The 24,334-nt window shown below is 55.8% G+C and carries 21 protein-coding genes; 10 read left to right on the forward strand and 11 right to left on the reverse strand.

What is annotated here, in order from left to right; all coding sequences use genetic code 11:
• Positions 1 to 491 precede the first annotated feature (491 nt).
• The 5 genes from bchH to bchE all read left to right on the forward strand — a co-directional run bounded on the left by bchH (position 492) and on the right by bchE (position 11,385).
• A complete protein-coding gene (gene bchH, locus WBP50_RS00145) occupies positions 492 to 4,295 on the forward strand; it encodes a magnesium chelatase subunit H (RefSeq protein WP_423931033.1) in 3,804 nt (1,267 codons plus the stop codon).
• A 171-nt stretch (positions 4,296 to 4,466) separates the two neighbouring features.
• Positions 4,467 to 4,871 carry a hypothetical protein gene (locus tag WBP50_RS00150; RefSeq protein WP_423931034.1) on the forward strand — a complete coding sequence of 135 codons (405 nt, stop codon included), beginning with the start codon at positions 4,467 to 4,469 and terminating at the stop codon, positions 4,869 to 4,871.
• A 143-nt stretch (positions 4,872 to 5,014) separates the two neighbouring features.
• A complete protein-coding gene (locus WBP50_RS00155; RefSeq protein ID WP_423931035.1) occupies positions 5,015 to 8,851 on the forward strand; it encodes a magnesium chelatase subunit H in 3,837 nt (1,278 codons plus the stop codon).
• Between the two features lie 44 nt (positions 8,852 to 8,895).
• Positions 8,896 to 9,594: a magnesium protoporphyrin IX methyltransferase gene (bchM, locus tag WBP50_RS00160; RefSeq protein WP_423931036.1), complete on the forward strand. Its 699-nt coding sequence runs from the start codon at positions 8,896 to 8,898 to the stop codon at positions 9,592 to 9,594.
• Positions 9,595 to 9,744: 150 nt separating this feature from the next.
• A complete protein-coding gene (bchE, locus tag WBP50_RS00165) occupies positions 9,745 to 11,385 on the forward strand; it encodes a magnesium-protoporphyrin IX monomethyl ester anaerobic oxidative cyclase (protein ID WP_423931037.1) in 1,641 nt (546 codons plus the stop codon).
• A gap of 78 nt (positions 11,386 to 11,463) precedes the next feature.
• Here bchE and WBP50_RS00170 read toward each other — a convergent pair whose 3' ends face one another.
• Positions 11,464 to 11,883, reverse strand: a complete 420-nt coding sequence (locus WBP50_RS00170; protein WP_423931038.1) for an Hsp20/alpha crystallin family protein — start codon at positions 11,881 to 11,883, stop codon at positions 11,464 to 11,466.
• Between the two features lie 373 nt (positions 11,884 to 12,256).
• Here WBP50_RS00170 and WBP50_RS00175 point away from each other — a divergent pair, with 373 nt between their 5' ends.
• The gene (locus tag WBP50_RS00175) at positions 12,257 to 12,886 is read left to right on the forward strand and encodes a hypothetical protein (RefSeq protein ID WP_423931039.1); all 630 of its coding nucleotides are present in this window, start codon (positions 12,257 to 12,259) and stop codon (positions 12,884 to 12,886) included.
• Between the two features lie 83 nt (positions 12,887 to 12,969).
• On the opposite strand, the gene WBP50_RS00180 is transcribed toward WBP50_RS00175, so the two are convergent.
• The gene (locus WBP50_RS00180; protein ID WP_423931040.1) at positions 12,970 to 13,869 is read right to left on the reverse strand and encodes a DUF4438 domain-containing protein; all 900 of its coding nucleotides are present in this window, start codon (positions 13,867 to 13,869) and stop codon (positions 12,970 to 12,972) included.
• Between the two features lie 26 nt (positions 13,870 to 13,895).
• Positions 13,896 to 14,561 (reverse strand): hypothetical protein, encoded by a 666-nt coding sequence (locus WBP50_RS00185; RefSeq protein WP_423931041.1) that lies wholly within the window; start codon positions 14,559 to 14,561, stop codon positions 13,896 to 13,898.
• A 201-nt stretch (positions 14,562 to 14,762) separates the two neighbouring features.
• On the opposite strand from WBP50_RS00185, the gene WBP50_RS00190 reads away from it, so the two are divergent.
• Positions 14,763 to 16,124, forward strand: coding sequence for a M23 family metallopeptidase (locus WBP50_RS00190; RefSeq protein ID WP_423931042.1), 1,362 nt, complete (start codon positions 14,763 to 14,765; stop codon positions 16,122 to 16,124).
• A 444-nt stretch (positions 16,125 to 16,568) separates the two neighbouring features.
• Here the strand turns inward: WBP50_RS00190 and arfB are convergent, their stop codons facing one another.
• The 8 genes from arfB to WBP50_RS00230 all read right to left on the reverse strand — a co-directional run bounded on the left by arfB (position 16,569) and on the right by WBP50_RS00230 (position 21,483).
• Entirely contained in the window at positions 16,569 to 16,994 is a 426-nt protein-coding gene (gene arfB / locus WBP50_RS00195) for an alternative ribosome rescue aminoacyl-tRNA hydrolase ArfB (RefSeq protein WP_423931043.1), read from the reverse strand.
• Positions 16,995 to 17,013: 19 nt separating this feature from the next.
• Positions 17,014 to 17,604 carry a haloacid dehalogenase gene (locus WBP50_RS00200; protein ID WP_423931044.1) on the reverse strand — a complete coding sequence of 197 codons (591 nt, stop codon included), beginning with the start codon at positions 17,602 to 17,604 and terminating at the stop codon, positions 17,014 to 17,016.
• Entirely contained in the window at positions 17,601 to 18,812 is a 1,212-nt protein-coding gene (locus tag WBP50_RS00205) for a hypothetical protein (RefSeq protein ID WP_423931045.1), read from the reverse strand. Before WBP50_RS00205 ends, WBP50_RS00200 begins: the two co-directional genes overlap by 4 nt.
• Before the next feature lie 217 nt (positions 18,813 to 19,029).
• Positions 19,030 to 19,959 (reverse strand): phosphatidylglycerol lysyltransferase domain-containing protein, encoded by a 930-nt coding sequence (locus WBP50_RS00210; protein ID WP_423931046.1) that lies wholly within the window; start codon positions 19,957 to 19,959, stop codon positions 19,030 to 19,032.
• 55 nt (positions 19,960 to 20,014) lie between these two features.
• Positions 20,015 to 20,242, reverse strand: coding sequence for a hypothetical protein (locus tag WBP50_RS00215; protein WP_423931047.1), 228 nt, complete (start codon positions 20,240 to 20,242; stop codon positions 20,015 to 20,017).
• A 302-nt stretch (positions 20,243 to 20,544) separates the two neighbouring features.
• A complete protein-coding gene (locus tag WBP50_RS00220) occupies positions 20,545 to 20,781 on the reverse strand; it encodes a hypothetical protein (RefSeq protein ID WP_423931048.1) in 237 nt (78 codons plus the stop codon).
• Positions 20,782 to 20,830: 49 nt separating this feature from the next.
• Positions 20,831 to 21,103 carry a hypothetical protein gene (locus tag WBP50_RS00225; protein WP_423931049.1) on the reverse strand — a complete coding sequence of 91 codons (273 nt, stop codon included), beginning with the start codon at positions 21,101 to 21,103 and terminating at the stop codon, positions 20,831 to 20,833.
• A gap of 152 nt (positions 21,104 to 21,255) precedes the next feature.
• A complete protein-coding gene (locus tag WBP50_RS00230) occupies positions 21,256 to 21,483 on the reverse strand; it encodes a chlorosome envelope protein B (RefSeq protein WP_423931050.1) in 228 nt (75 codons plus the stop codon).
• A 749-nt stretch (positions 21,484 to 22,232) separates the two neighbouring features.
• On the opposite strand from WBP50_RS00230, the gene WBP50_RS00235 reads away from it, so the two are divergent.
• Genes WBP50_RS00235 through WBP50_RS00245 form a run of 3 tightly spaced genes read left to right on the forward strand, consistent with a single transcriptional unit; the run spans position 22,233 to position 24,235 of the window.
• On the forward strand, positions 22,233 to 22,463 hold the full coding sequence (locus WBP50_RS00235) for a Nif11 family protein (protein ID WP_423931051.1): 231 nt from the start codon (positions 22,233 to 22,235) through the stop codon (positions 22,461 to 22,463).
• A gap of 55 nt (positions 22,464 to 22,518) precedes the next feature.
• Positions 22,519 to 22,776, forward strand: a complete 258-nt coding sequence (locus tag WBP50_RS00240; RefSeq protein ID WP_423931052.1) for a bacteriochlorophyll c-binding family protein — start codon at positions 22,519 to 22,521, stop codon at positions 22,774 to 22,776.
• A gap of 58 nt (positions 22,777 to 22,834) precedes the next feature.
• Entirely contained in the window at positions 22,835 to 24,235 is a 1,401-nt protein-coding gene (locus WBP50_RS00245) for a B12-binding domain-containing radical SAM protein (RefSeq protein WP_423931053.1), read from the forward strand.
• Positions 24,236 to 24,334: the final 99 nt, after the last annotated feature.

Below are 24,334 nucleotides of genomic sequence, written 5' to 3' on the forward strand. Positions count from 1 at the left end.
CCCCTCCCTCTTCAAGCTCCGGAGGAGCGACATATCGGTAACGACGGGTGTCAACCCGGCGACACACCCGCAAAACCCATATTCGGGGGGGTACCCCATTTCTACCGATATATCGTCCCTGCGGCTCCCTGGGTTTCACCCTGCGCTACCGACATACCGTCCCTACGGGACTGAAATACCGGCATGCCGTCTTCTCTTCAAACCCCGGAGGGGTGCCATATCGGTAGACACAGCAACCCGCCATCCCCTCCCTCTTCAAAGCCCCATCGGGGCGACATATCGGTAACGACGGGTGTCAACCCGGCGACACACCCGCAAAACCCATATTTCGGGAGAGGCCCCGTTTCTACCGACATGCCGTCCCTAACGGGACTGAAATACCGACTACCGGCTACCGACTGCTGATTGAATTGCCGTTAGCATTCATCGGAGGATTTTCTTACATTTCCCAATCCTGGAAAAACACAATCACAGCACATCTTTGTTATCCTATGCACGATAAAATCAGAATCGCCGCTATTGTCGGGATGGAGCAATGCAACCAGCGGGTATGGCGTGAGGTCAAGGAAAAAATAGGCGCTCACGCGGAACTTGCCCAATGGACCGATCAGGATCTGGAACACCAGAACCCTGAAACTGCAGAATCGATCCGCAATGCCGACTGTATTTTCACGACCCTGATTCAGTTCAAGGGTCAGGCTGACTGGCTGCAGCAGCAGATTGAGCAGTCGCAGGTAAAAACGATTTTTGCCTACGAGTCGATGCCCGAGGTCATGCAGATGACGAAGGTCGGCAACTATGTGGTGTCGGGTGATGGCAGCGGCATGCCCGATATCGTAAAGAAAGTGGCGAAAATGCTGGTGAAGGGACGCGACGAGGATGCGCTGTACGGCTACATGAAGCTGCTCAAGATCATGCGCACCATGCTGCCCCTGATCCCGAAAAAAGCAAAGGATTTCAAGAACTGGATGCAGGTGTACACCTACTGGATGCATCCTACCACCGAAAATCTCGCCTCGATGTTCAACTACATCATGGCCGAGTATTTCGAGGTCGGCATAAAAGCCGAAAAAGTTCAGGAGGTGCCCACCATGGGCTTCTACCATCCGGACGCTCCGGAGTACCTGAAAGATCTTCACCACTACGAGAAGTGGCTGCACAAGCACGACAAGGGCGCATCGAAAAAGCGCAACATCGCCATGCTCTTCTTCCGCAAGCACCTCCTGCAGGAAAAGGAATATATCGACAACACCATCCGCGCCATCGAACAGAAGGGACTCAACCCCCTGCCGGTGTTCGTGATGGGTGTGGAGGGGCACGTCGCGGCGCGCGAATGGTTCACCCACGCCAACCCCGACATGCTGATCAACATGATGGGCTTCGGCTTCGTCGGCGGCCCCGCGGGCGCAACCACGCCGGGAGCATCGAATGCGGCGCGCGACGAGATTCTGGGCAAGATCAACGCTCCGTACGTGGTTTCCCAGCCGCTCTTCATCCAGGATTTCAACTCCTGGAAATCGCAGGGCGTCGTGCCGCTGCAGTCGGCCATGACCTACTCGCTGCCTGAAATGGACGGCGCGGTATGCCCGGTGGTGCTCGGCGCGGTAAAGGATGGCCGCCTGCAGACCGTACCCGACCGTCTCGAACGGCTTTCGGGCATCGCAAAGAAATTTTCCGACCTGCGCTCCCTTCAGAACAAAGACAAGAAGGTTGCGTTCGTGGTATACGACTATCCTCCGGGCATGGGCAAAAAGGCAAGCGCCGCACTGCTCGACGTGCCGAAAAGCATCTATACAATGCTCGAACGCCTGAAGAGCGAAGGGTACGATACCGGCGAACTGCCGGAGTCTCCCGAAGCGCTTCTGGCCATGCTCGACCGTGCGACCGATTACGAAATCCAGGCGCACGAGGCGGACAACTTCTCGATCGACCGCGAAACCTATAACCGGATCACCAGCGATCGCGAGCGGGAGCGCATCGAGGGCCGCTGGAGCGGATTCCCCGGCGACATCGTTCCGGTGGGCACCGACAGGCTCTTTATCGGCGGGCTCCGACTCGGCAAGATATTTATCGGCGTACAGCCGCGCCTCGGCATACAGGGCGATCCCATGCGCCTGCTCTTCGACAAGGAGAACACGCCGCACCACCAGTATATCTCTTTCTACCGCTGGATCAGCCGCGAGTTCGGGGCGAACGCCCTGATCCACGTGGGCATGCACGGCACCGCGGAGTGGATGCCCGGCCTCCAGCTCGGCGTTACCGGCGACTGCTGGTCGGACGCGCTGCTCGGCGAGGTGCCGCACTTCTATATCTATCCGGTCAACAACCCGAGCGAGGCGAACATCGCCAAGCGCCGCGGTTACGCCACCATGATTTCGCACAACATTCCTCCCCTTTCCCGCGCCGGTCTCTACAAGGAGCTGCCCGCCTTCAAGGACATGCTGCACGACTACCGTGAACGCGGCCTCGAAAAGATCGTGGACGTGGAAACCGAGGAGGCCATCATCGAAAAAGCCGCGCAGCTCAATCTTACCGACGACTGCCCGCGCGTGGAGGGCGAAACCTTCACCAGCTTCATCAGCAGGCTCTATACCTACCTGATCGAGCTGGAAAGCCGCCTGATATCCAATTCACTGCATGTGTTCGGCCAGACCCCGCTGCCGGACAGCCAGATTACCACCATCATCGAGTACCTGAAGGTGCGCGGCAACGAAAAGTCGCTCCCTTCGGTCATTCTGCACGCCATCGGCGAAAGCCAGACTTACGGCGATTACGCCTCTCTGGCGACCCGCGCCCGCAAGGGCGAGGAGGCGGCCATGAAGGTGCGCGAAAAGGTTGACGACCTCACCAGGGAGTTCATCGGACAGACCATTTTCGGCAATTCGAACCCGACCACGGTGTTCGGCGTGCTGACCGGCGGAGCGAAACTCTCGCAGGAGCATGCCGAAGCGGTCAACGCATCGCTGAAGGAGGGCAATGCCATGCGCGTGGCCCTTCAGGACAACAGCAACGAAATGAAAAGCCTCCTCTCGGCTCTCCGGGGCGAGTACCTCCCTTCGGGACCGGGCGGCGATCTGGTGCGCGACGGCGCGGGCATTCTGCCGACCGGACGCAACATCCACGCCATCGATCCCTGGCGCATTCCTTCGGAACTGGCCTTCAAGCGCGGCAAACAGATTGCCGAGACCATCATCAGACGGCACTGCGAGGAGAACAGCGGCGAGTATCCCGAAACCATCGCGCAGGTGCTCTGGGGCCTGGACACCATCAAGAGCAAGGGTGAGGCGGTAGCCGTCATCATCCACCTGATGGGGGCCGAACCGGCCTACGACGCCCAGGGCAAGATCAGCCACTACCAGCTCATTCCGCTCGAAAGGCTCGGCAGACCGCGAATCGACGTGCTTATCCAGATCAGCTCGATCTTCCGCGACACCTTCGGCGTGCTGGTCGATCATCTCGACAAACTGGTCAAGGACGCGGCCAAAGCCATAGAGCCGCACGAAATGAACCACATCAGAAAGCATGTGGACGCTGCCATCGCCGAAGGCAAGGACTTCGAAAGCGCCACCTCGCGCCTCTTCACCCAGGCTCCGGGAGCCTACGGTTCGCAGGTTGAGGAGCTGGTGGAGGATTCCGCATGGGAGTCGGAAGAGGATCTCGACAACATGTTCGTCAAGCGTACCGGCTTCGCCTACGGCGGCAACCGCTACGGCGACCAGCAGACCGACATTCTCAAAGGGCTGCTCGGCACGGTGGACCGTGTGGTGCAGCAGGTCGATTCGGCGGAGTTCGGCATTTCCGATATCGACCGCTACTTCTCCTCGTCGGGAGCACTGCAGCTTTCCGCACGCCGCCGCAACCCGAAAGGCGACAACGTGAAACTGAACTATGTGGAGACCTTTACGGCCGACGTGAAAATCGACGACGCCGACAAGGCGCTGAAGGTGGAGTTCCGCACCAAGCTGCTCAACCCGAAATGGTTCGAAACCATGCTCGAACAGGGCCACAGCGGCGCAACGGAAATCAGCAACCGCTTTACCTACATGCTTGGCTGGGACGCCGTCACCAAGGGCGTCGACGACTGGGTCTACAAGGAAGCCGCCCAGACCTATGCCATGGATCCGAAAATGCGGGAACGGCTGATGAAGGTCAACCCGAAAGCGTTCAAGAACATCGTCGGTCGCATGCTCGAAGCCAGCGGGCGCGGCATGTGGAGCGCCGACCCCGACATGATCGAGAAACTGCAGGAGATCTACAGCGACCTCGAAGACCGTCTGGAAGGCATCGAAATCTGACCGGAACGTGACGCCCCTTCCTTATGCGAAGGGGCAACCCATGCGATCAGGACAATCAGGGAAAAGGCACGCTGCACCGGCACCGTGCCTTTTCCTTTTCCGGGGAGAACGGAGAGGCTCCTGCGTTTTCGTTTTCAGCAATCCGTTTGCTATATTAAGCAAAAGGTACTTATGCAGGCAGGCAGAAGCAACATATCGCGGAGTGTCTGGCGTTTTTTCGAGATAGCGCTTTTTTTCGCAATCTCGGTGGTTGGTTTCAACGTCTGCGCCAAGACGACAAATCTCAACTCCAAACTGAAATCCCGATCGCAGCTTCAGGGAAACGGCAGCTGCAACGGCTGGCTCTCATCGAGCCATGAGCTCCACCACACAAGACTCCTGCACGCCTTTTCCGATACCCCCCCAAAAAACAGTGTCGAGAAACTCTCCATTTTCCAGGCGGAGCATTGCGCGCACCGTGGCGCTGTATACGCATTTGCCGCCGCCGCTTTCTGCTGCACGCCGCACCAGCTTCCGCAGGCGCCAGCGATACTGCCCCGCAACCTTCTCCAGCAGAATCCCGTCCTTCTGATTTAAATCGCCAACCTTCCACAGGTCGCGTGCATCTCAGTCCTCAATGCACGAAACCTGAAGCGCCGCGGTGAGCACACTGCGGAAAAGAGGCATGTTTTCCTGTAGCATTTTCATGAAAAACAGCCCTTTAAATAAAGGTTGACCTTATGCATTTTGTGTTCCTTACGATGGAGGCCACCAACAACAGCGCCCTGAAAAGCGCTGCGGAGCGGCTGAACCGGAAGTTCGATACCGGCATCGAAGTTTCGATGTTCAACCTTGGCCTCCAGCACGACAGCCTCCAGTGGGAAAAACTGGAAAAAACGTTCCGGACCGCCGATTTCATTTTCGGCTCGATGCTCTTCAGCGAAGAGATCGTCCGGCCGCTTGAACTGCTTCTTGATCAGGCATCCTGCCCGATATGCATCATTACGAGCAACCCGGCCCTGCTCACCCGAACCAGGCTCGGAAAGTTCTCGATGCGCAAGTCGGGAGATGAAGGGGAAAAAGAACCGGGAATTTTCCGGCAGTGGGCGAAGAAGCTCAAGCCGAAGCAGAGCCACGGCGAAACCCAGAGGCAGCTCGCCCTTGCCCGGAATATCGGAAAAATCATGAAGCACCTCCCCGGCAGGGCCAGGGATATGCATACCTTCATCGCGGCGCACCAGTTCTGGCTGAACGGATCGCGCGAGAACATGGAGCGCTTTCTGAGCCTCATAGCCGACCGCTACGTTCCGGGCTGGAAAGGAAAGCTGCCGCAGGAGGACGCCGTGTTTTACCCGGACGCCGCGCTCTGCCATCCGGAAGCCGCCGAACCCTTCTTTTCGGCAAAGGCCTTCAGGGATTGGCAGCACAAGCACAAGCCGGCATTGAAAAAAGGCCCGGTAGCCATTCTGGCCATGCGCTCGACCGTGCTGAGCCGGAACATGCTGCATCTGGAACACCTTGTCGCTGAACTGGAATCGCAGGGCATAGCCTCCTGCATCGCCTACAGCGGAGGCCTCGATTGCCGCCCGGCGCTCGATCAGTTTTTCGATCCGGAAAAACCCGACAACCTGAAGCCCCAGCTCCTGGTCAATGCGACCGGTTTTTCTCTGGTGGGCGGCCCGGCGGAAAACAAGGCGAAGGAGGCCATCGAGGCCCTGAAAAAACTCGATGTGCCCTGCTATAACCTCATACCGCTCTCCTTCCAGCCCATCGAGCAGTGGAAGGAGAACAGCCTCGGCCTCACGCCGCTGCAGACGGCGCTGTCGGTGGCGGTTCCGGAGCTTGACGGCACCATAGAGCCTCACGTGTATGCCGGAACGGGCAACGACTGCACCATCCCTCTCGAACGGGAGATCAGCGCCATCACCGGAAGAATCGACCGGTTTCTCAGGCTGCGCGCAAAGCCCCCGGCCGGGAAGAAAATCGCCATCGTGCTCTTCAATTTCCCCCCGAATCTCGGCAATGCCGGTACTGCGGCCTATCTCAACGTTTTCGAAAGCCTCCTGCGCCTGCTGCGCGAGATGAAGGAGCGCGGCTACCATGTGGAACTGCCCGAAAGTGTCGAAGATCTCAGGGAGCGCCTGCTCGAAGGCAACCGGCTGATTTACGGTACGGACGGCAACGTGGAGGCCCACCTTGCTACCGAAGAGTACCGGAAGCTTTTTCCGGCATACACCGCCATCGAGCCGTTCTGGGGCGACGCTCCCGGAGAGATACTCTCCGACCGCAACGGATTCCATATACTCGGCTGCTCGTTCGGCAACATCTTTGTAGGCCAGCAGCCTTCGTTCGGCTACGAGCGCGATCCGATGCGCCTCCTCATGGCGAAGGACGCGGCGCCGAACCACGCGTTCGCCGCATTCTACACCTGGCTCGAACGCTGTTTCGATGCCGATGCGGTGCTGCATTTCGGCACGCACGGAGCGCTGGAGTTCATGCCCGGCAAGCAGGCCGGACTTTCGAGGGAGTGCTGGCCGAAACGGCTGATCGGCAACCTGCCGAACTTCTACTGCTACTGCGTCAACAATCCGAGCGAGGGAGCCATCGCCAAACGCCGGGGGCTTGCCACCCTCATCAGCTACCTCTCCCCGCCGCTCGAACATGCCGGGCTCTACAAGGGACTGCGCCGCCTGAAAGAGCTTCTGGCGGCAGCCGGAAAGCATCCGCAGGAGGAAATTTTCGAAGAGATCGCCGCACTGGCGGCCGAACTGGAAATCGGCAGCGGCAAATCGACGGAGAACCGGGATGAGTATCTTGCCGGGCTCTCGGGAGAGCTCTACCTTGTCGAGGAGCGCATGATTCCCCTGGGCCTGCATGTCATGGGCGAAGCCCCTTCGATAGAAAGCCTCGTCGATCATCTCGCACTGCTTGCATGCCACACCCGCCCGGAACTCGACAACCGTTCGCTGCCCGAACTGATCTGCCGCCATAAAAACCGCGACTACCGGCAGCTTGTTGACGGCATCGGAGAGAACCACAGCGACATGCTGGAGTGGCAGGATATTCTGGCGACCTGCAGGGAGGCTGTCAGGATCTTTACCAGCCACCTTTCAGCACCGACTTCGGAAAACGGTCCGGATATCCGGAGTATCCTCGAAGGGAGCCTCCCGGTAAGAATATCGGAAGCCGACAGCTATCTGAACCGGAAAACCGGCATCAGAAGCGGAGAGATGCAGAAGTTCTGGCATTTTCTCGACGTCGTGCTCGGCAACCTTGCCGAAAACAACGAGCTGCATGCGGTGCTCCGCGCGCTTTCAGGAGGGTACACGGCGCCGTCTCCGGGCAACGACCTGGTGCGCAATCCCGATATCGTTCCGACCGGACGCAACATCCACAGCCTCGACCCCTACAGCATCCCCTCGGCGTTCGCTCGCCAGGCGGGCAGGGCGGCCGCGGATGCCGTGCTCGAAGAGTACCGTAACACAAACGGCTGCATGCCCGAATCCATCGCGATGGTGCTCTGGGGAACCGACAACCTCAAGAGCGACGGCGAAGGCATAGCCCAGGCGATGGCGCTGCTGGGAGCCGAGCCAAAAAACGACGAACTGGGCAAAACCAGCGATGTTGCCCTTATCCCCCTGGCGGAGCTTGGCAGACCGCGCATCGATGTGGTTATCACCATCAGCGGCATCTTCAGGGATCTGCTCGCACCCCAGGTAAGGCTGCTCGACAGGGCGGCAAGAATGGCTGCGGCGGCTGATGAGCCGGAGGAGATGAACTACATCCGCAAACATGTGCTCCGGGAGATGGAGGAGAAAAACTGCTCTTTTTCGGAAGCCTCGAACAGGGTATTTTCAAACGCTCCCGGCAGCTACGGCGCCAACGTCAATCATCTGGTGGAAAGCAGTTCGTGGGAGGAGGAAGAGCAGCTTGCCGATGCGTTCCTGAGCCGCAAAAGCTTTGCCGTCACGGAGGACGGAAACTGGCAGGAGTGCCCCGAAGCCTTCCGTTCGGCGCTGCGCAACGTCACCCTGACCTTCCAGAATATCGACAGTTATGAAATCGGGATTTCTGATATTGATCATTATTATGAGTATCTTGGCGGGGTTTCCAAAACAGTCGAACATCTGAGCGGTTCGAAGCCCGATATCCTCGTTGGGGATGTCAACGGATTCGGAACGAAACAGCGGATCAGCACACTGGAAAAAATGGTGGCGCTGGAAGCCCGCACGAAACTGCTCAATCCGAAGTGGTATGACGCCATGCTGGAGCATGGCTATGAAGGGGTGAGAGAGATAGAGTCGCACCTCGGCAATACCTACGGATGGAGCGCCACGGCATCGGCGGTAGGCGACTGGACCTACCGGCAGTTCAACGAAACGTTCCTGCAGAACCCTGAAATGCTTGAACGGCTGACCGAACTGAATATCCATGCCGTAACCGCCATGACCAGACGGCTTCTGGAAGCGAACGCCCGGGGTTTCTGGAACACCGACGAAAAAACCATCGAGGATCTTCAGCGGCTGTACGAAGATCTCGAGTCGAGGGTTGAGGGAATCGGGAACACCCATGAGTGAACCGGATACACAGTAACACTACTTTCAACGTCAAAAACCGAAACATGAGCAGCTCCTCTTTCAATGCCGAAGAACACAAAAAAATGCTTCGCTCGTATTTCAACGGCCAGGGCTTCCAGCGCTGGGCCTCGATTTACGGAGACGACAAACTCTCAACCGTACGCAACACCGTCCGACAGGGACATGCTGTCATGATGGACCGGGCGTTCGAATGGCTGCAGCAGCTCAATCTCCCCCAGGGAGCTACCGTGCTCGATGCGGGCTGCGGAACCGGACTGTTCAGCATAAGGCTCGCCAAAGCAGGCTACAGGGTGAAGGCTGTCGATATCGCGTCGCAGATGGTGGAGAAATCGAAGGCGGATGCAACGAAAGCGGGAGTGGCCGGAAACATCGATTTCGAGGTCAACACCATCGAGTCGGTCAAAGGCACGTACGACGCGGTCGTCTGTTTCGATGTGCTCATCCACTATCCGGCGGAAGGGTTCCGGCAGGCGTTCGGAAACCTGAGCAATCTGACGAAAGGGCCGGTGATCTTCACCTATGCGCCCTACAACAACATCCTCGCCTTCCAGCACTGGCTCGGCGGCTACTTCCCGAAAAAAGAGCGCAGGACAACCATTCAGATGATCCGGGGCGAAGAGATGCAGAAAGCCATGACGGAAAACAGGATGACGGTGAAAAACAGCGAAAAGGTCAGCTTCGGGTTCTACCACACCATGCTGATGAACACCTCGCGCCGGTAAACGGATGAAGAAAACCGTATGACAATGTTATAAATAAATCGTAAATTGGTTGTTCAGGGATTTTTTATTGAAACATCACGGGTTAGGTATGTTTCACCGCAGCTTTCCCTATTTTTGTAAAAAACACACATATCTGGAGGGTGGATACCGATGAAAATACTGATGATTCAGCCTAATTATCATTCAGGTGGAGCTGAAATTGCCGGTAACTGGACGCCAAGCTGGGTAGCCTATATCGGTGGCGCCCTGAAAAAGGCAGGGTTCGAGCAAATTCGTTTTGTTGACGCCATGGCCGACGACCTCCCGGATGACCAGATTGAGGAAATTATCCGGAAGAACAAGCCGGATATCGTTATGGCGACCAACATCACGCCCTCCATATTCAAGGCGCAGGACATCATGAAAATCGCCAAGAAGGTGGATCCGAAGATCAGAACCATCATGGGCGGTATTCATTCGACCTTCATGTATCCACAGGTACTGACCGAAGCGCCGGAAACCGATTACGTCATCCGCGGTGAAGGCGAAGAGGTTGCCGTAAACCTGGTCAAGGCCATCGCGGCAGGAAACGACCGGGAGGTCCGCGGCGACATTACCGGCATCGCCTACAACGACGAGGAGGGCAAGGTGTTCGCCACCGCAGCCCATCCGGTCATCGAGGACCTCGACACCCTGACACCCGACTGGAGCCTTTACGACTGGGACAAGTATATCTATACTCCGCTCAACTGCCGTCTTGCGGTACCGAACTTCGCAAGAGGCTGCCCCTTTACCTGTACCTTCTGCTCGCAGTGGCAGTTCTGGCGCCGTTACCGCGCCCGAAGCCCGAAGCATTTCGTCGATGAGATCGAAATCCTGGTCAAGAAATACAATGTCGGCTTCTTCATTCTCGCCGACGAGGAACCGACCATCAACAAACAGAAGTTCGTTGCCCTCTGCCAGGAGCTTATCGACCGCAAGCTCGGCGTGACCTGGGGCATCAACACCCGCGTGACCGACATCATGCGTGACGCCGATCTGCTGCCGTTCTTCCGGAAGGCCGGCCTGGTGCACGTCTCGCTCGGCACCGAAGCGGCAAGCCAGATGAACCTGAACCGTTTCCGCAAGGAGACCACCATCGAAGAGAACAAGTTCGCCATCAAGCTGCTCCAGAAAAACGGCATCGTGGCCGAAGCCCAGTTCGTGATGGGCCTCGAACACGAGACTCCGGAAACCATCGAGGAGACCTACCAGCTCTGCAAGGACTGGGATCCCGATATGGCCAACTGGACCATCTACACGCCATGGCCATTCTCCGATCTCTTCAAGGAGCTCGGCGACAGGGTGGAGGTGCGCGACTATTCGAAGTACAACTTCGTGTCGCCCATCATCAAGCCGGACAACATGGAGCGCGAGGATGTGCTCAAGGGCGTGCTGAAGTCCTATGCACGTTTCTACGCGCGCAAGACCTTCTTCGGTTATCCGTGGATCAAGGATCCCTATGTACGCAAATACATGCTCGGATGTCTGAAAGCGTTCGCACAGACCACCATTACGAAGCGTTTTTACGATATCGACCGCGTGAAGACCAAGAACCGCAAGATCGAGATCGATCTCGGCTTCGACAAGTCGAGGATTCTTACCCAGGAAGAGGTGAAGAACCTGAAGGAGCTCCGCCCGGAAATGGTTGCCGACATGAGCTTCGGTCTGAAAGAGGCCGGCTACCAGCGCGAGCACGACGAGCACGACTGGGATGCCTTCGACGAAACCACCATCAAGGACCGTACCTCATCGACGGTGCGCAACTGCTGATCGGTCGTTCGTCCGCAGAAAACAGAAAAACCCTCCGGATTCCGGGGGGTTTTTCATTGCAGTGCTTTTCAGAGAGGCTCACTTCACCTCGATCTCCTTGCCTTTTTTCGGCTCGGACTCTTTTTTCGGAAGCGTTATTTTCAGCACCCCGTTGTCGTAGGCGGCTTCGATAGTTTCACCGTCTACGTTATCGCCGACCGAAAAGCTTCTGCTCATGCTTCCCCAGCTCCTCTCGATACGGTGATACCCTTTTTTCTTCTCCTCCTCCTCCTGCTTGCGTTCCGCGCTGATGCACAGCACATCGTCTTCCATCGAGACCTTGACGTCCTCTTTTTTCATGCCGGGCATATCGGCAGAAACATAGATCGCCTTTTCGTCCTCGCTGATATCGACCCTGAACGAAGGCGTTATCATCGAAGAAAAGAAGGGCGACACCTTGTCGTTGAAAACATCCTCGAACATCTTCAGCGGGTCTCTTCCGTAAAGTTTCAGTGACATGGCAGCATCTCCGTTAAAGGTTAAAAAGCCGCATTCCTTTCATTGAGGGTACTTTAAAAAACAATGTGCCGACAGGAAAAATTCCCGCGCCGCAAGGAGGACATTCCGATACGGTTGACTCGGCAATACAACGCAATCGTATCAATTCACGACAGACCGATACGTTTCACCGCCCATAAAAAAATGGTTTCGCATTCTTCCGGTGAAACGCGATAAGTCGCATTTTAAAAATATGTTACCATATAAATGGATTGGATTTATCCAGGATAATTCCATTCTGGCACGGTTATTGTTTAATCATTATCAGAAACAGTAAAAAAACATAGAAAACAAACATCAACAGAATACAACAACAACAGGGAGGACCCCCGCCATGACCATCATCAACAACATCAGAAAAGCGCTCGTTGGAGCAGCAATCATCGCAGCAACATCCCCTGCAGCAGAAGCGGTAGTCGCTTTACCCCCGGCCGGAGCATCAACCAAAGGTACTGCCGACGTCGTGGTCAATGTGCCCGACTTCATCATTCTGCACTACTACTCGAAGCTGACCCTGAATTTCGCCACACCCGAAAGCCTCACTGTCGATGAAGGCTCCAACACAATGGATGTAGCCTGGAACGGCGTGGTGAGCAACAACAGCGAGCTTGACGGTAAAAACCTGAAGGAAGCGAAGCTGGAACTTGACGGCACCCTCACCACCGTAACAATTCCGAACGTCTGGGCGGTAAGGGGATTTTCGGAAAACGGCGAAGCCGGAGTGAGCATAACGATACCTGAAGGCGGCGACACGCTGACAAGAGACAGTTCGACAATCGGCATCTCCAATGCGAAGGTAACCAGCGACAAGGAATCGGCTTCATCGATAACCGTGCCTCTGAACGGTATCGCAAGGAGCTCGGCAACTTTGGGCGGCGTTGCAATGGACCTCGACTTCAGCAAGACGAGCCGTTCGGGCGAACACATCGGCGGCAAATATGTCATCACCGCCGTGACCATGTAAACAAGGCGGTCCGGCTTCTTCAGCAGGAAAAAAAAGGCTCCCTTGAAGGGGGCCTTTTTTTTGCACCATGAGTCACCGTTTCTTCAGGCTTTCGCTCCGGAGAGCGCCGTGCCGATACCGAGCAGATCGGCGATGTTTGCGCCGGAATCGATAACCGGCCTGATGACGGGTTCCGCACAGGTCATGATGGTGGTTACGCCCGGGCCGTGACCTGCTTCGAGACAGTCGCTGTGCACCACGATGCCGATCGATACGGAGCCTTTCCGGTAAGCCCTGCCGTAACGGTTGTCGTGGTCGAGAAGGGCGACAAAATCGCCGAAACGTATTTTGTCGATGCCGTACTCCCTGACCGTTTCGGCATCGCTGGTCATGATATCGTAATCTCCCTTGGCCACGTGGGCGGAACCGATTCCGGAACCCATGCAGACTGCAGGAACGATGGTTGTGACGGGAACTTCGAGCACGCCGTCCTTCGCCTCCCTGATCTTCAGTTTTTCGAGAAGTGAGGGATCGAGATTGAAGAGCGCGACCGACGGATAATCGAGCAGTTTCAGCCCCTGTCCTTTGGCGCGAATCATGATGGTATCGGCGTAGGTAAGTTTTTCCTTGACGGCGCGGGGAAATTCCACGATGAGATGTTCGGAGCCTCCGTGATGGCCGATAACCGTGCCGCACTCCCCTTTCGCCTCGCCGGCCGTTATGGTTGCGCTGTTGCCGACACAGGAATAGAGCTGCAGCCCGATATTGGGATGCTCGAACGGCTTCTGGGTATCGGCCGTGCAGCTCACTCCGGGCTCGATGTGGTCGCCTGCCCAGCCGAATGCCGGATCGCCGACCTGCACGTTGAGGGTTATCCCCCCGATGGAGGGCAGAAGAAACGGATTTCCCTGGTGATCGACCTCCCAGTTGCCTCTGGTTCTCGGCTGACCGGGCTGGCATTGCAGAAGAAATTCAACAAGAGCGGGTTCATTGGTTTTCAGCATGGTAAACATCGTTTATTGTAAAAAAGTCAATCGTCCAGACCGGGACGGTGAAAAGCTCTCGCTGCAGGAAACAGTACCTCCACCGATTTGCGGAGTCGGTCGAGATGGAGGAGCAGCGGAAGCACATCGTCCTCATAGCGGGGATATGCCTGGTAGACGATCCCCCATGCTGCAAGAGAACGGTCGATGGCGATCAGCACCGTTTTGGCCGTTCCGTCTGCGGCCTCTCCGACCGGCAGGCCAGAGTCGGAAGTCAGGCCGACTTCGATGGCCCGAACCAGTTTCGGATAGAGAAAATAGTGATATTGCCGGATTATTTCTCCGGCTTCTTCGGGAAGGGGTGGCCATATTCTGTCGGAACTTTTCCACTGGTCGAGCATCCCTGCATATTCGAGCGCACTCAGGGAACAGGGGTGCTCACGGGCGGAACGGTGCGGGTAAAGGTCTGCGACCCCAGGCGTCAATGGCTGGGCGGCGGCCTGCAGGCTTATGCGATGCACGGCCGCGGCGAGCCCGCGCTGCATCTGCATCCAGAATTCCGCGTTGAAAATATCGGATTCGCCGGAAGCGACCTGCGGCGACTGGTGCTGTTCAAGATGGTAGTGACGGCAGCGCGACGTAAACGGACAACGCTCGCACCACCGGTCGCAATAGCGGTCGATTTCCGGTATGAAGCTGCTGGAAAGAGACATGGTTTTGCATTTTCAGGTGGCGCATCACTCCCGGAACGAGCCGGGAAAGCAATGATAACATACCTTCCGGAAGAAAAAATCCCCTTTACAGCGTAACCGGAAAGTAATTAAATTATTTTTCTGAAAACATATGCTTAACTTGGAAGCCTTTACCCGATGAATAACGCTACTGCTGAATGCCGTACATGAAAACGCTTACGTATGAAAACACTCAAACCGTTCCTGACAGCTGCAGCCGTACAGCTTAAAGAGTATCTGAGCCGCGCCGAACGCTCGTTCTGGCTTCCTTTTTCCGCGGCATCCCTTGTCATGATCTTTTTCATTTTCACCATCTTCAGCTCCGAACCCGGCACCTATATCGATGAACTCGGCTTTACCGGCGATGACGATTATGTCGTTATCGAGGATGCATCCGAAATCAGAAAACCCTCCATAGACAAAAAAACCGTACAGCCCGGTCAGTCGCTCTACACCATTCTCACCTCGAACGGCCTCACTCCGGCGGATGTCGACGCCATTGCCGGTCAGCTCAAGGGCAGGTTCTCGATCCGGGGGTTCCGTCCCGGCCAGAATTATGAAATCGAAAAAAGCGGCGCCGGCATTTTTCAGCGATTCACCTATTTTCAGGACCGCGCCGTAACCATACATATCGAACGGGAAAACGGCAGCGGAGAGCTGAGGGTGCGACGCGACGCCAAGGAATATGAAAACCGCCTCGCCTCCATCGAAGGGTCGGTGTCGAAAACCCTCTCTTCGGAACTTGCCCAAAGGGAACGTTCCGGACTGATGCGCCCGGTACGAAAACTGTTTGCCGGACGCCTGAACTTCAAGCGTGACATCAAGCCCGGCTCGGACTTCCGCCTGCTCTTCGAAGAGAAATGGCTCGATGATGAATTTATCAGCACCGGCAAAATCATTGCCGCCGAAATTTCGGTAAACAAAAAGAGCTACACCGCATACCGGTACACCGATTCTAACGGCAAAACCGGGTATTACGACGAGAAGGGCAATGCGCTCGAGGCATCAGAAAGAACCGCGCAGTTCGTTCAGCCCTGCAGTTATTCACGAATTTCAAGCGGCTACGGCTACAGGATTCATCCTATCCGCAGAACGCGCCACTTCCATGGCGGGGTGGATATGGCCGCACGATCCGGCACTCCGGTAAAAGCTGTCGCTGACGGAACCGTGATTTTCAGAGGCCGCAAAGGCGGAGCCGGCAACATGCTTACCCTGAAGCATCCGGGAGGATACCACAGCCAGTACCTGCACCTGAGCCGCTACAGCCCGAAAGCCGCCAACGGCGGCAGGATCCGCCAGGGAGAGGTTATCGGCTATGTGGGCTCGACGGGAAGTTCAACCGGCCCGCACCTCGATTTCCGCATGATCCATAACGGCAAGCCGGTCAATCCGCTTGCCGCGCTTTCGGCCTCGAAGCCGGAACCCGGACTCTCAAGACGGGAAAAAGCCAACCTGCTGGCTGAGATTTCAGTGATGAAAGCGCAGCTCGACAACAGCCGGGTGCTTGTTGCCGGAAACGTGAAAAAATCCGTTTCGGTTATGTAGGATACCACCGGAGGGACGGCTTGCCGTCCCTCCGGTTTCCCTTTGGGGGGAGACCCTCCGCTCTGCCGACATGCCCAGGGGCTGGAAAATGGGACTGATGGGACGAATAGGACCCATGGGACCTGTGGAACTCCCATGACTGATCCCGGAATTTTTCATACAACCGTTCCCTTCCTATCGAAAATCTCTTCCCGATTCCCGCGCTACCGATATATCGTCCCTACGGCTCCCAGGGTTTCACCCTGCGCTACCGACATGCCGTCCCTACGGGACTTGACACCGGTATACAATCTTCTCTTCAAACCCCGTAGGGGTGCCATATCGGTAGACACACAACGGCCCACCATCCCTTCTTCAAAGCCCCATCGGGGCGACATAACGTAACGGCGGGTGACAACCCGGCTCCACACGCGCCCCCCCCCATTCCCTCCAATCCATAATCTCCTACCGATCCCCCTCATCGATCGCGCCGCGTCTCGTCGCTTTGAGCTTCGAGCGCCTTGTCTTGCTCTCCAGCCTTTTTTCCCTGGAGCTCCTGGTCGGTTTTGTCGGCTTTCTTTTTACCGGAACATGCATTGCCCGCTGCAGCAGCTCCTGCAGGCGAAGCAGCGCATCCTCCCGGTTCTTCTCCTGACTGCGGTAGCGCTGCGCCTTGATGACGATGACGCCTTCGGAGGTGATCCTCCTGTCTTTCAGCTGCAGAAGGCGCTCCCTGCAGGCTTCGGGAAGAGAGGAGCACCCGATATCGAAGCGCAGATGAACGGCGGTTTCGACCTTGTTGACATGCTGTCCTCCCGCGCCCTGGGAACGCATGGCGTGCAGCTCGATCTCGCTGTCGGGTATCTGTATGGAAGGGGTGATGGAGAGCATGAGGTGACGTTGCTACCAGTTATAAGTCCTTCAGCCGTTCGAGCGCCTCGGGCCAGTTTCTGAAAAGGATTGTCCGGATGCCGCAGGTTTCCGCACACCTGCAGTTATCCTGGCGGTCGTCGATCAGGATAAACTCCCCTGCCGGCCTGCCGGCGGCAGCCAATACCTGCTGAAAAGCCTCCTTCTCCCGTTTGAGATGACCGTGTTCGAAGGAAAACCAGTACCGCTCGGCCAGTTTCAGTTCCTGACAGCGGTTGAAAAGAAAGGTCACATGCAGCGGATCGGTATCGCTCATGATCCAGAGCGTGTGGTTTTCGCGAAGCCGCCGCACGGCATCGCCGGCTTCGGGCTTCGGAATAAAAATATCCTGCCATGCGGTTTTCAGCTCACCGGGCGACATGGAGCGGGTGTCGGCATCTCCTGCGATCAGGCCGAGATAGTCGGACGGAGCGACAAGACCCCGGTCGAAACGGTTTTTCAGCTCGCTTGTGCAGTAACGTTCGAAAATACGTGCCGCGCCCGACGCCCGGTCGCGCGCAACCGACCTGCAGAATCGCTGGAAATCGACATCGACGATCACGTTGCCTATATCGAGGAGAATGATGCTCATGGCTGTGCCGATGGAAACAGGAAGGTTTCGGGATTGGTTGCCGTCATGTCGAGCAGCGCCTCTTCCGGGCGTTCTATCGAACAGCCGAGTATGGTTTCAGCAAAGCGCCCGTAAAGGTGCCGGTAGGCGGACACTCCCTTCTGTTTGCAGGCTTTCGCAGGTATGGCCATCGGAATGTCCGACCCCCAGAGCAGTTTCTTTCTGAGCCGGTAGCCGCCGGACTGGTCGCGTTCGTCCCGCTCGAGCAGTTTTTTGAGGGCATTGCGGGCAGAGCGCGAGGCGAAGTTGAATGCCGAAAGGTCGGCATAGGTGTTCGGATATTTTTTCAGCAGGGAGACGACCACCTTCGACCAGGAGCCGGGCATGGATTCAGGTTTTGCGGCTTCGCCGCCTGAAACCCCGGGCTTCAGGGTGCCCTGCCATTCAGCCATATCCTCCCATCCGCCGGCGTGGGCGAAATTGATGCTGAGCGACCCGAATCCGGGGCGGCCGAGGAGCTTCTGCCAGTTGAGCGGGTGCGTGTAGTACCGGATCCTGTTCGCGCTGTGCATGGAGTAGGATGAGTGCTGGCAATGGACGGTCAGGGGAATGCGCCTTTCGATGCACCAGAGATAGAAGTCGCAGTACCGTTTGCGTATTTCCGCATGGCGTTCGCGTGATGGATCGGGGTTGAAGCCTATGGGGGGATAGAGCTTGATACCGATCACATCGCCGTTTGCAAGGGCTTCGGGACTCGAGCGTTTTTCGACGGAACTGACCCCTCCGGAGCTTTCCCAGTATCGGAAAAAATCGTCGAGCGAGCCGCTGCGCAGGCGGCGCAGGTCGTAACCGAGAAACGGCAGCACCCGGTCACCGGGCGAAAGCGTGGTGCATTTTGCGATGCCTTCACGCAGATGCTCAACCTGAAGATGAACCGGCTTGGCTTCCGGATTGATGTCGAAAAAATCCATCACCAGCGGTGTGAGGAGCAGGTTTTTCCCTGGCGCGGCCTCGCGAAGTTCGGCAAGAAATGCCGTCAGGTTCGCCTGAACCGGCAGTTCGAAAAACATGATGAATTTCCTGAAACGTTCCACGTTGACGATGCCAAGCGAAGCCGCCAGCATGCCCAGCGTGTCGATAGGCTTGACCTTGCGCCGCAGGGTTGCGTAGAAGGGCACGTCCTCGAAGTTGAACAGATGACAGTGAACGTCGTTAAAATAGCCGGCCATAACGGACTCCCCCGAAAAAAATCTTCTTGCTCGAAAGATAAAGATAGGCAAAGTTGTGCGTATACCAGAGAGACCCTGCATCGATCCATATCTTCAGCGACCGTTCGTACCGTTCACCGCCCCGCCGATGGAGATCATCACCGCATTGGCTGCCGATTCCGGTCATCACGGGAAAGCCAAGCTTTTGCACAAGACGCGAGGCAGAAAACGCGCCTGTTCAGGAAGGGAAAATCCATTGCCGCAACCGGTCGAGAGACTGATGCACCAGAAGATCCGTAAAGCCCATTGCCAGGGCAAGCTCCGCGAGCATGACCGGTGAAGGGGTGCAATTGGTACAGAGCGCAACCGTCCGCCATTCGGGAGCAAACTTGTTTTTGAACCGGTAAAGGCCTTCATAGTCATAAGCATGTTTGCAGCAGGAAGCCAATGAAACCATAAACCGCTCCATCGGCGTGAGCGGCTCCTGCGAAGGGTGCATTGGCATCAGAAAGGGCACCTCCCCAAGACTCCACTCATGCAGGCCTTCGCGTTCGAGGACTTCAAAAATACCGGCAACAAGGCATTCCATACTATCTCCGGGAGCATGCCGGTGCCTCAGCATCAGCTCCGTATGCAACGCGGCCGGCCCTCTTTCCGAAAGCGTCATAGCCGCCAGCCACTGCCCGGAAAATGAACGGAACACGAAGCTGCGACATGCCGCTGCAGGGTCATCCCTGAACAGGTGCTGAAGCTGGGGTTTCCCTGCGTGTTTCGTCTCGCTCCGGAATTGCCCGAATAGCCGCATGTTTGCTTCATGCAAGGATATTTCTTCAACAAATCCGTGTTTTTTGCCCTTTGCAAGCGAACCGGCAACGGCTTTCCCCTCGATATGCGGCTTATGCAAATCGAGAACGGCTTCCGCACCCGTCCTCAGGAGGCTGCAATTTGCGGATGAAAAATAGGCCCCTATCGCAGAAGGACATCCGCGAAAAACATACCCGTCAGGATAGGAACATGAGAGGTCTTCGTAAAGAATCTGCACTGAATACCCGTGAGGAATATCCGCGCAGGTAATCCAGCGGGTTCGGGAAAACGGAAGGGTGATGTCACGGTAAACCGGGCGGATAGCGTCTACCCGCATCCAGCTTAGCGGAAGAAGTTCATGCATATGACAGTCCGGATCTCCTGAGGCCTGACAAACCGGAAGTTATGCAATTCCGTGCTCAAGGTATTTTCGGCTCCTCTCCTTTTGGCTTCAAAGGATTTTCCATACCCTGAAACACTTCGGCGGCCTTGAAAACAAGTGAACCGGCGGCAAAAATCCCGAGTCCCACCACGGCCAGACCGGCAAGTCCATGCAGGAGAGGTGGTGCGACAGGAGCGAGCAGCGCTGCCCCTCCGGCAACGCCTGCCGCTCTTTTCATCATCGTTGCTGTGTCAGGTTGGCCCATATCGACGTCCTGGTTTACCGTTAAAAAATATCGGATTGCACTAACCTGCGGAACCGGCAGCCCGTCACGGGAAAGGAATTCCCCGTCAGAACATCTCCCGTTCTCTCTGCCGGCTCGTGAACAGATAGTGAACATAATCTCTCTCAAGCAACAGCCATTTTATGCAATACCAGCCAAACCACAGCTGCCGCACTTTTCTGCGATCCGATAACATGATGCTTTCCAAAAATTTTATTTCCGTAACCCCGCTTTTCAGAATAGAAACCGTTCAGCCATCTCCCCCATCCGGAAATCTTCACGGATCAGTTGAGCTTGGGTTCGCATTTCCGGCTTCCTATCGTCAGCGTCCTGCCATACTTTTCTCCGGCAACAAAGCCTTCAATAAAAACGATCTCGGCAAACTCCTCAAGCGTCATGCCCATATCGATTTCCTGACAGAGGTAATTCTCCATTTTATACGGCTTCATACTTCTGTTCATCTTTCTCACGTATGAAGTCCATGCCCCCTTGACCGCCTGCATCCATAAAATTCTTGACATGGCTTTTTTTTAAGCGTTTATCGATCAAACAAATACCGCCTCGCGATTATCAACACATGATGACCGCATCTGCAGGCGAAGTACCGTCCTCTTCGCCGGCCGCCGCTTTTCCGGCAACCGTAATGGCAACGGGAACAGGAAGCGCCGGAAGAGCTTTACCGAAGCCGGTGGATGGCTGGGCAATCAAGCCTTTTGCTGCCTGCAGAAATTTTTCGGCAAAGGGGCTTACGACAGATGAAACCGCCGCAAAACCAATCCCTGTAATAACGGCGCCTCCGACGGCGTGCAGCAGAAAGGGCAGACCGACAACAGGGGCCATCATTGCCAGGCCTTTTATGCCGTCGGAAGGAACCTGAAGGGGCAAAGTATCTGATCCGGACATGGGTCGCGTGTTATACGTTACATGGTGATGAGAATCAGCCGGAAAGCGCCCCGCGCCGGAGCATGAGGCGCTTCAGTCACTGCCGCCGCCTCCTATTTTTTCGGAGCGATTGCCGACGATACGTTCTGCAATACCTGGTTAAGGGCATTGACAACGTTACCGGCAAGCTCGATGGATGTTTTGCTCAGCGGTTCGAAAGCCGAGGCGGCCGACCTGATGCCACTATTCACCAGCTCAATCTGCATTTGGCCGATCTTGCCAACCGATTCCATCAGGTTGCTGACTGCGCTTGCGTACTCGCTGGATGTTTCGTTTGCCATAGCTGTAATGGTTTATGCTTTGCAGGAGATTATTTGATCGGAACAGAAAAACGCACCATAGCATCCGGGTCTATCGCCTGACCGGATAACCTCGCCGTACTGCGTTCGGGATTGTTCCAGCCCTTCGACAGGCACAACCCGCCGGCTACCATGGCTGGAATGGTTCATTATCGTATACATGACCGAACCCCGCATACAAAATACTACAAATCTTACTTAAGGAATCTATAAGGAACGGGAAACCCGCTCTCTTCCGTAAACACGAAGAGTCTGCCAAAAATACGCTAAAAGACTCATCCATATAGAGTCATGCAATGCATAAGCAACATCCGCAGGATCAGTTATCAGGAAAGATAGTCTGATGATCCGATATGATTTCATCATTTTTATGATATTTATAACAAAAGTAATATATTTTTTTAAATTTGAAAGCATGTATGTAAGGGGCTTCCGCAGGCGTCGTCTGGCGCCCCCGAGCTGCCAAAAAACAAGACGAAGTGATTATGACCTTCAAAACGCTGCAGGGCAGTGAACATAAAAAGACTTTCAAAATCCGGTTATCTCTCGATGCGTCCATCGCCCCTGAACCGACAGCCCGAATCACAACCACAAACGATCTTTCCCGGCCGGAGAGCGAAAAACGAGACGCCGTCGGAAAGCCTGCCCAAACGAATCTGAAGAGTCCGAACTGTCGCTGCGGTTTTGCGACGGGAACTCAGGATGCAATCAACCAATCCGGGAGTAACGATATGACAATAGCCCAATCGAAAGCATTGTTCGAGCGGCTGCAGGCGGATGAGATCTTCCGCAACAGGGTGCTGGCCGCCGACGGGATGGAAAAATGCATGGAACTCATCAAGTCCTGCGGCTTCGATTGCTCGACTGACGAGGTGCAGATGGCGCTGAACAAATGCGCCACGGATATCACTTCCGACACCTGCGGCAATTTCACCTTATGGGGCAACAGAATACCCGGATGAACGGGCGTTCCTGCACCCCGCAACCTGATTGAACAACTAAACACACGCTTGACCCATGAACAACATGCAGGGAGCTTTCGTACAGGGAGCCAAAGCTTACGGGCGTTTTCTCGAGGTCTTCATTGACGGGCACTGGTGGGTTGTCGGCGATTATCTCGAAAATGTCGGCAAGTGTACCAAAAGGCTGGGGGCCAATGCCTATCCGCATCTTTACGGCGGCAGCAGCACGGCCGGCGGTTACCGGGGAAGCTCTCCCGCCCTGTCAGGCCATGCGACGCCAACCAAGGAAATCCGAAAACGGTTCGAATCGTGAAGTGTCATGACCGGCGATTTATTTCAGCAGTAAATACGACTACCAGAGAACAGACAGGATGGACGAAGAAAACACCCGAAACACAGGGACGACACTTCATGAGGTGATTGGAACATCCCTGAAGCAGCTTGCCGCGGAAAAGAAAAACAGAAAAAAGTGGCTGTTCATCCAGCCAAAAAGCTCTACGAGCATGATGGTCGATTCAGGAAGCGTCAGCATGCCGCTGAATCTGATCATGGTCGCCACGCTTGCCGGAGAATTTTTTAACGTAACGCTCATCGATGAACGTACCGGCGATCCGGTTCCTGAAGATTTTTCGGCTTATGACGTTGTCGCCATCACCTTCCGGACTCTCAATGCCTCGAGGGCCTACAGTATAGGCGACAGGGCCCTTGCCCAGAAGAAAATCGTAGTGTTCGGCGGCGTACACCCGACCATGATGCGGGAAGAAGCCGCAGAGCACTGCACCAGCGTGGTATACGGCGAGGTGGAGTCCGTATGGGACGATCTGGCCCGCGATATTCTGCAGGGTACACCCAGGCCCCTCTATCAGGCGCACGAGCTGCAGCCGATGACCACCATGCGGGGTCCGGATTTCAGCTACGCCCTTAATTCGGAACATGCCAATAAATACAGTTCGCGCATCCCGGTTCTGGCCACCAAGGGATGCCCTGTAGGATGCAATTTCTGCACCACACCCACCATATACGGCAAGAGTTACCGGTACCGCGAAATCGATCTCGTACTCGAGGAGATGCAGTACCATCAGGAGCGCCTTGGAAAAAAGAGGGCGACCTTCTCGTTCATGGACGACAATATCAGTTTCCGGCCCCAATACTTTACCGAACTGCTCGAAGGCATGTCGAAGATCGGCGTGAGATGGAACGCGAACATATCCATGAATTTCCTGCATAAACCCGAGGTGGCGGAAATCGCCGGTCGATCGGGATGCGATCTGATGAGCATCGGTTTCGAATCGCTCAACCCCGACATCATCAAAAGCATGAACAAGGGCGCCAACCGCCTCCAGAACTATGCGACGGCGGTGAACAACCTTCACCGGAACGGCATCGCCATACAGGGATACTTCATGTTCGGCTTCGACGACGACAGTGAAAAGAGTTTCCAGGCAACCTATGACTTCATCATGCAGAACCGGATCGAGTTTCCGGTATTCTCGCTTGTCACGCCTTTTCCGGGAACGCCATACTTTGAAGAGATGAAACCAAGGATAAGGCACTGCGACTGGGACAGGTACGACACCTATCACTACATGTTCGAGCCAAGGAACATGCAGGGAGAAAAGCTGCTCGAAAACTTCATAAAACTTCAGCAGGAGGTCTATAAAGGAAGGGCAATCATAAAGCGGATGCAGGGAAAACCGCTCAACTGGGTCTGGCTGGCCAATTTCAAGATGCATGCATTCACCAGAAAACTGAACATCGGCATGTATCTGTGAACATCGCGAAGCACGAAGGGTCCGACCGGCGAAGCGGGAATACTCCTCACTGCGGTTTACTGCGTGATCCGGTACCATAAAAAAATCATCAACAGCTCC

The sequence above is a fragment of the Chlorobium sp. genome, from assembly GCF_049593655.1.
Classification (GTDB): Bacteria; Bacteroidota; Chlorobiia; order Chlorobiales; family Chlorobiaceae; genus Chlorobium.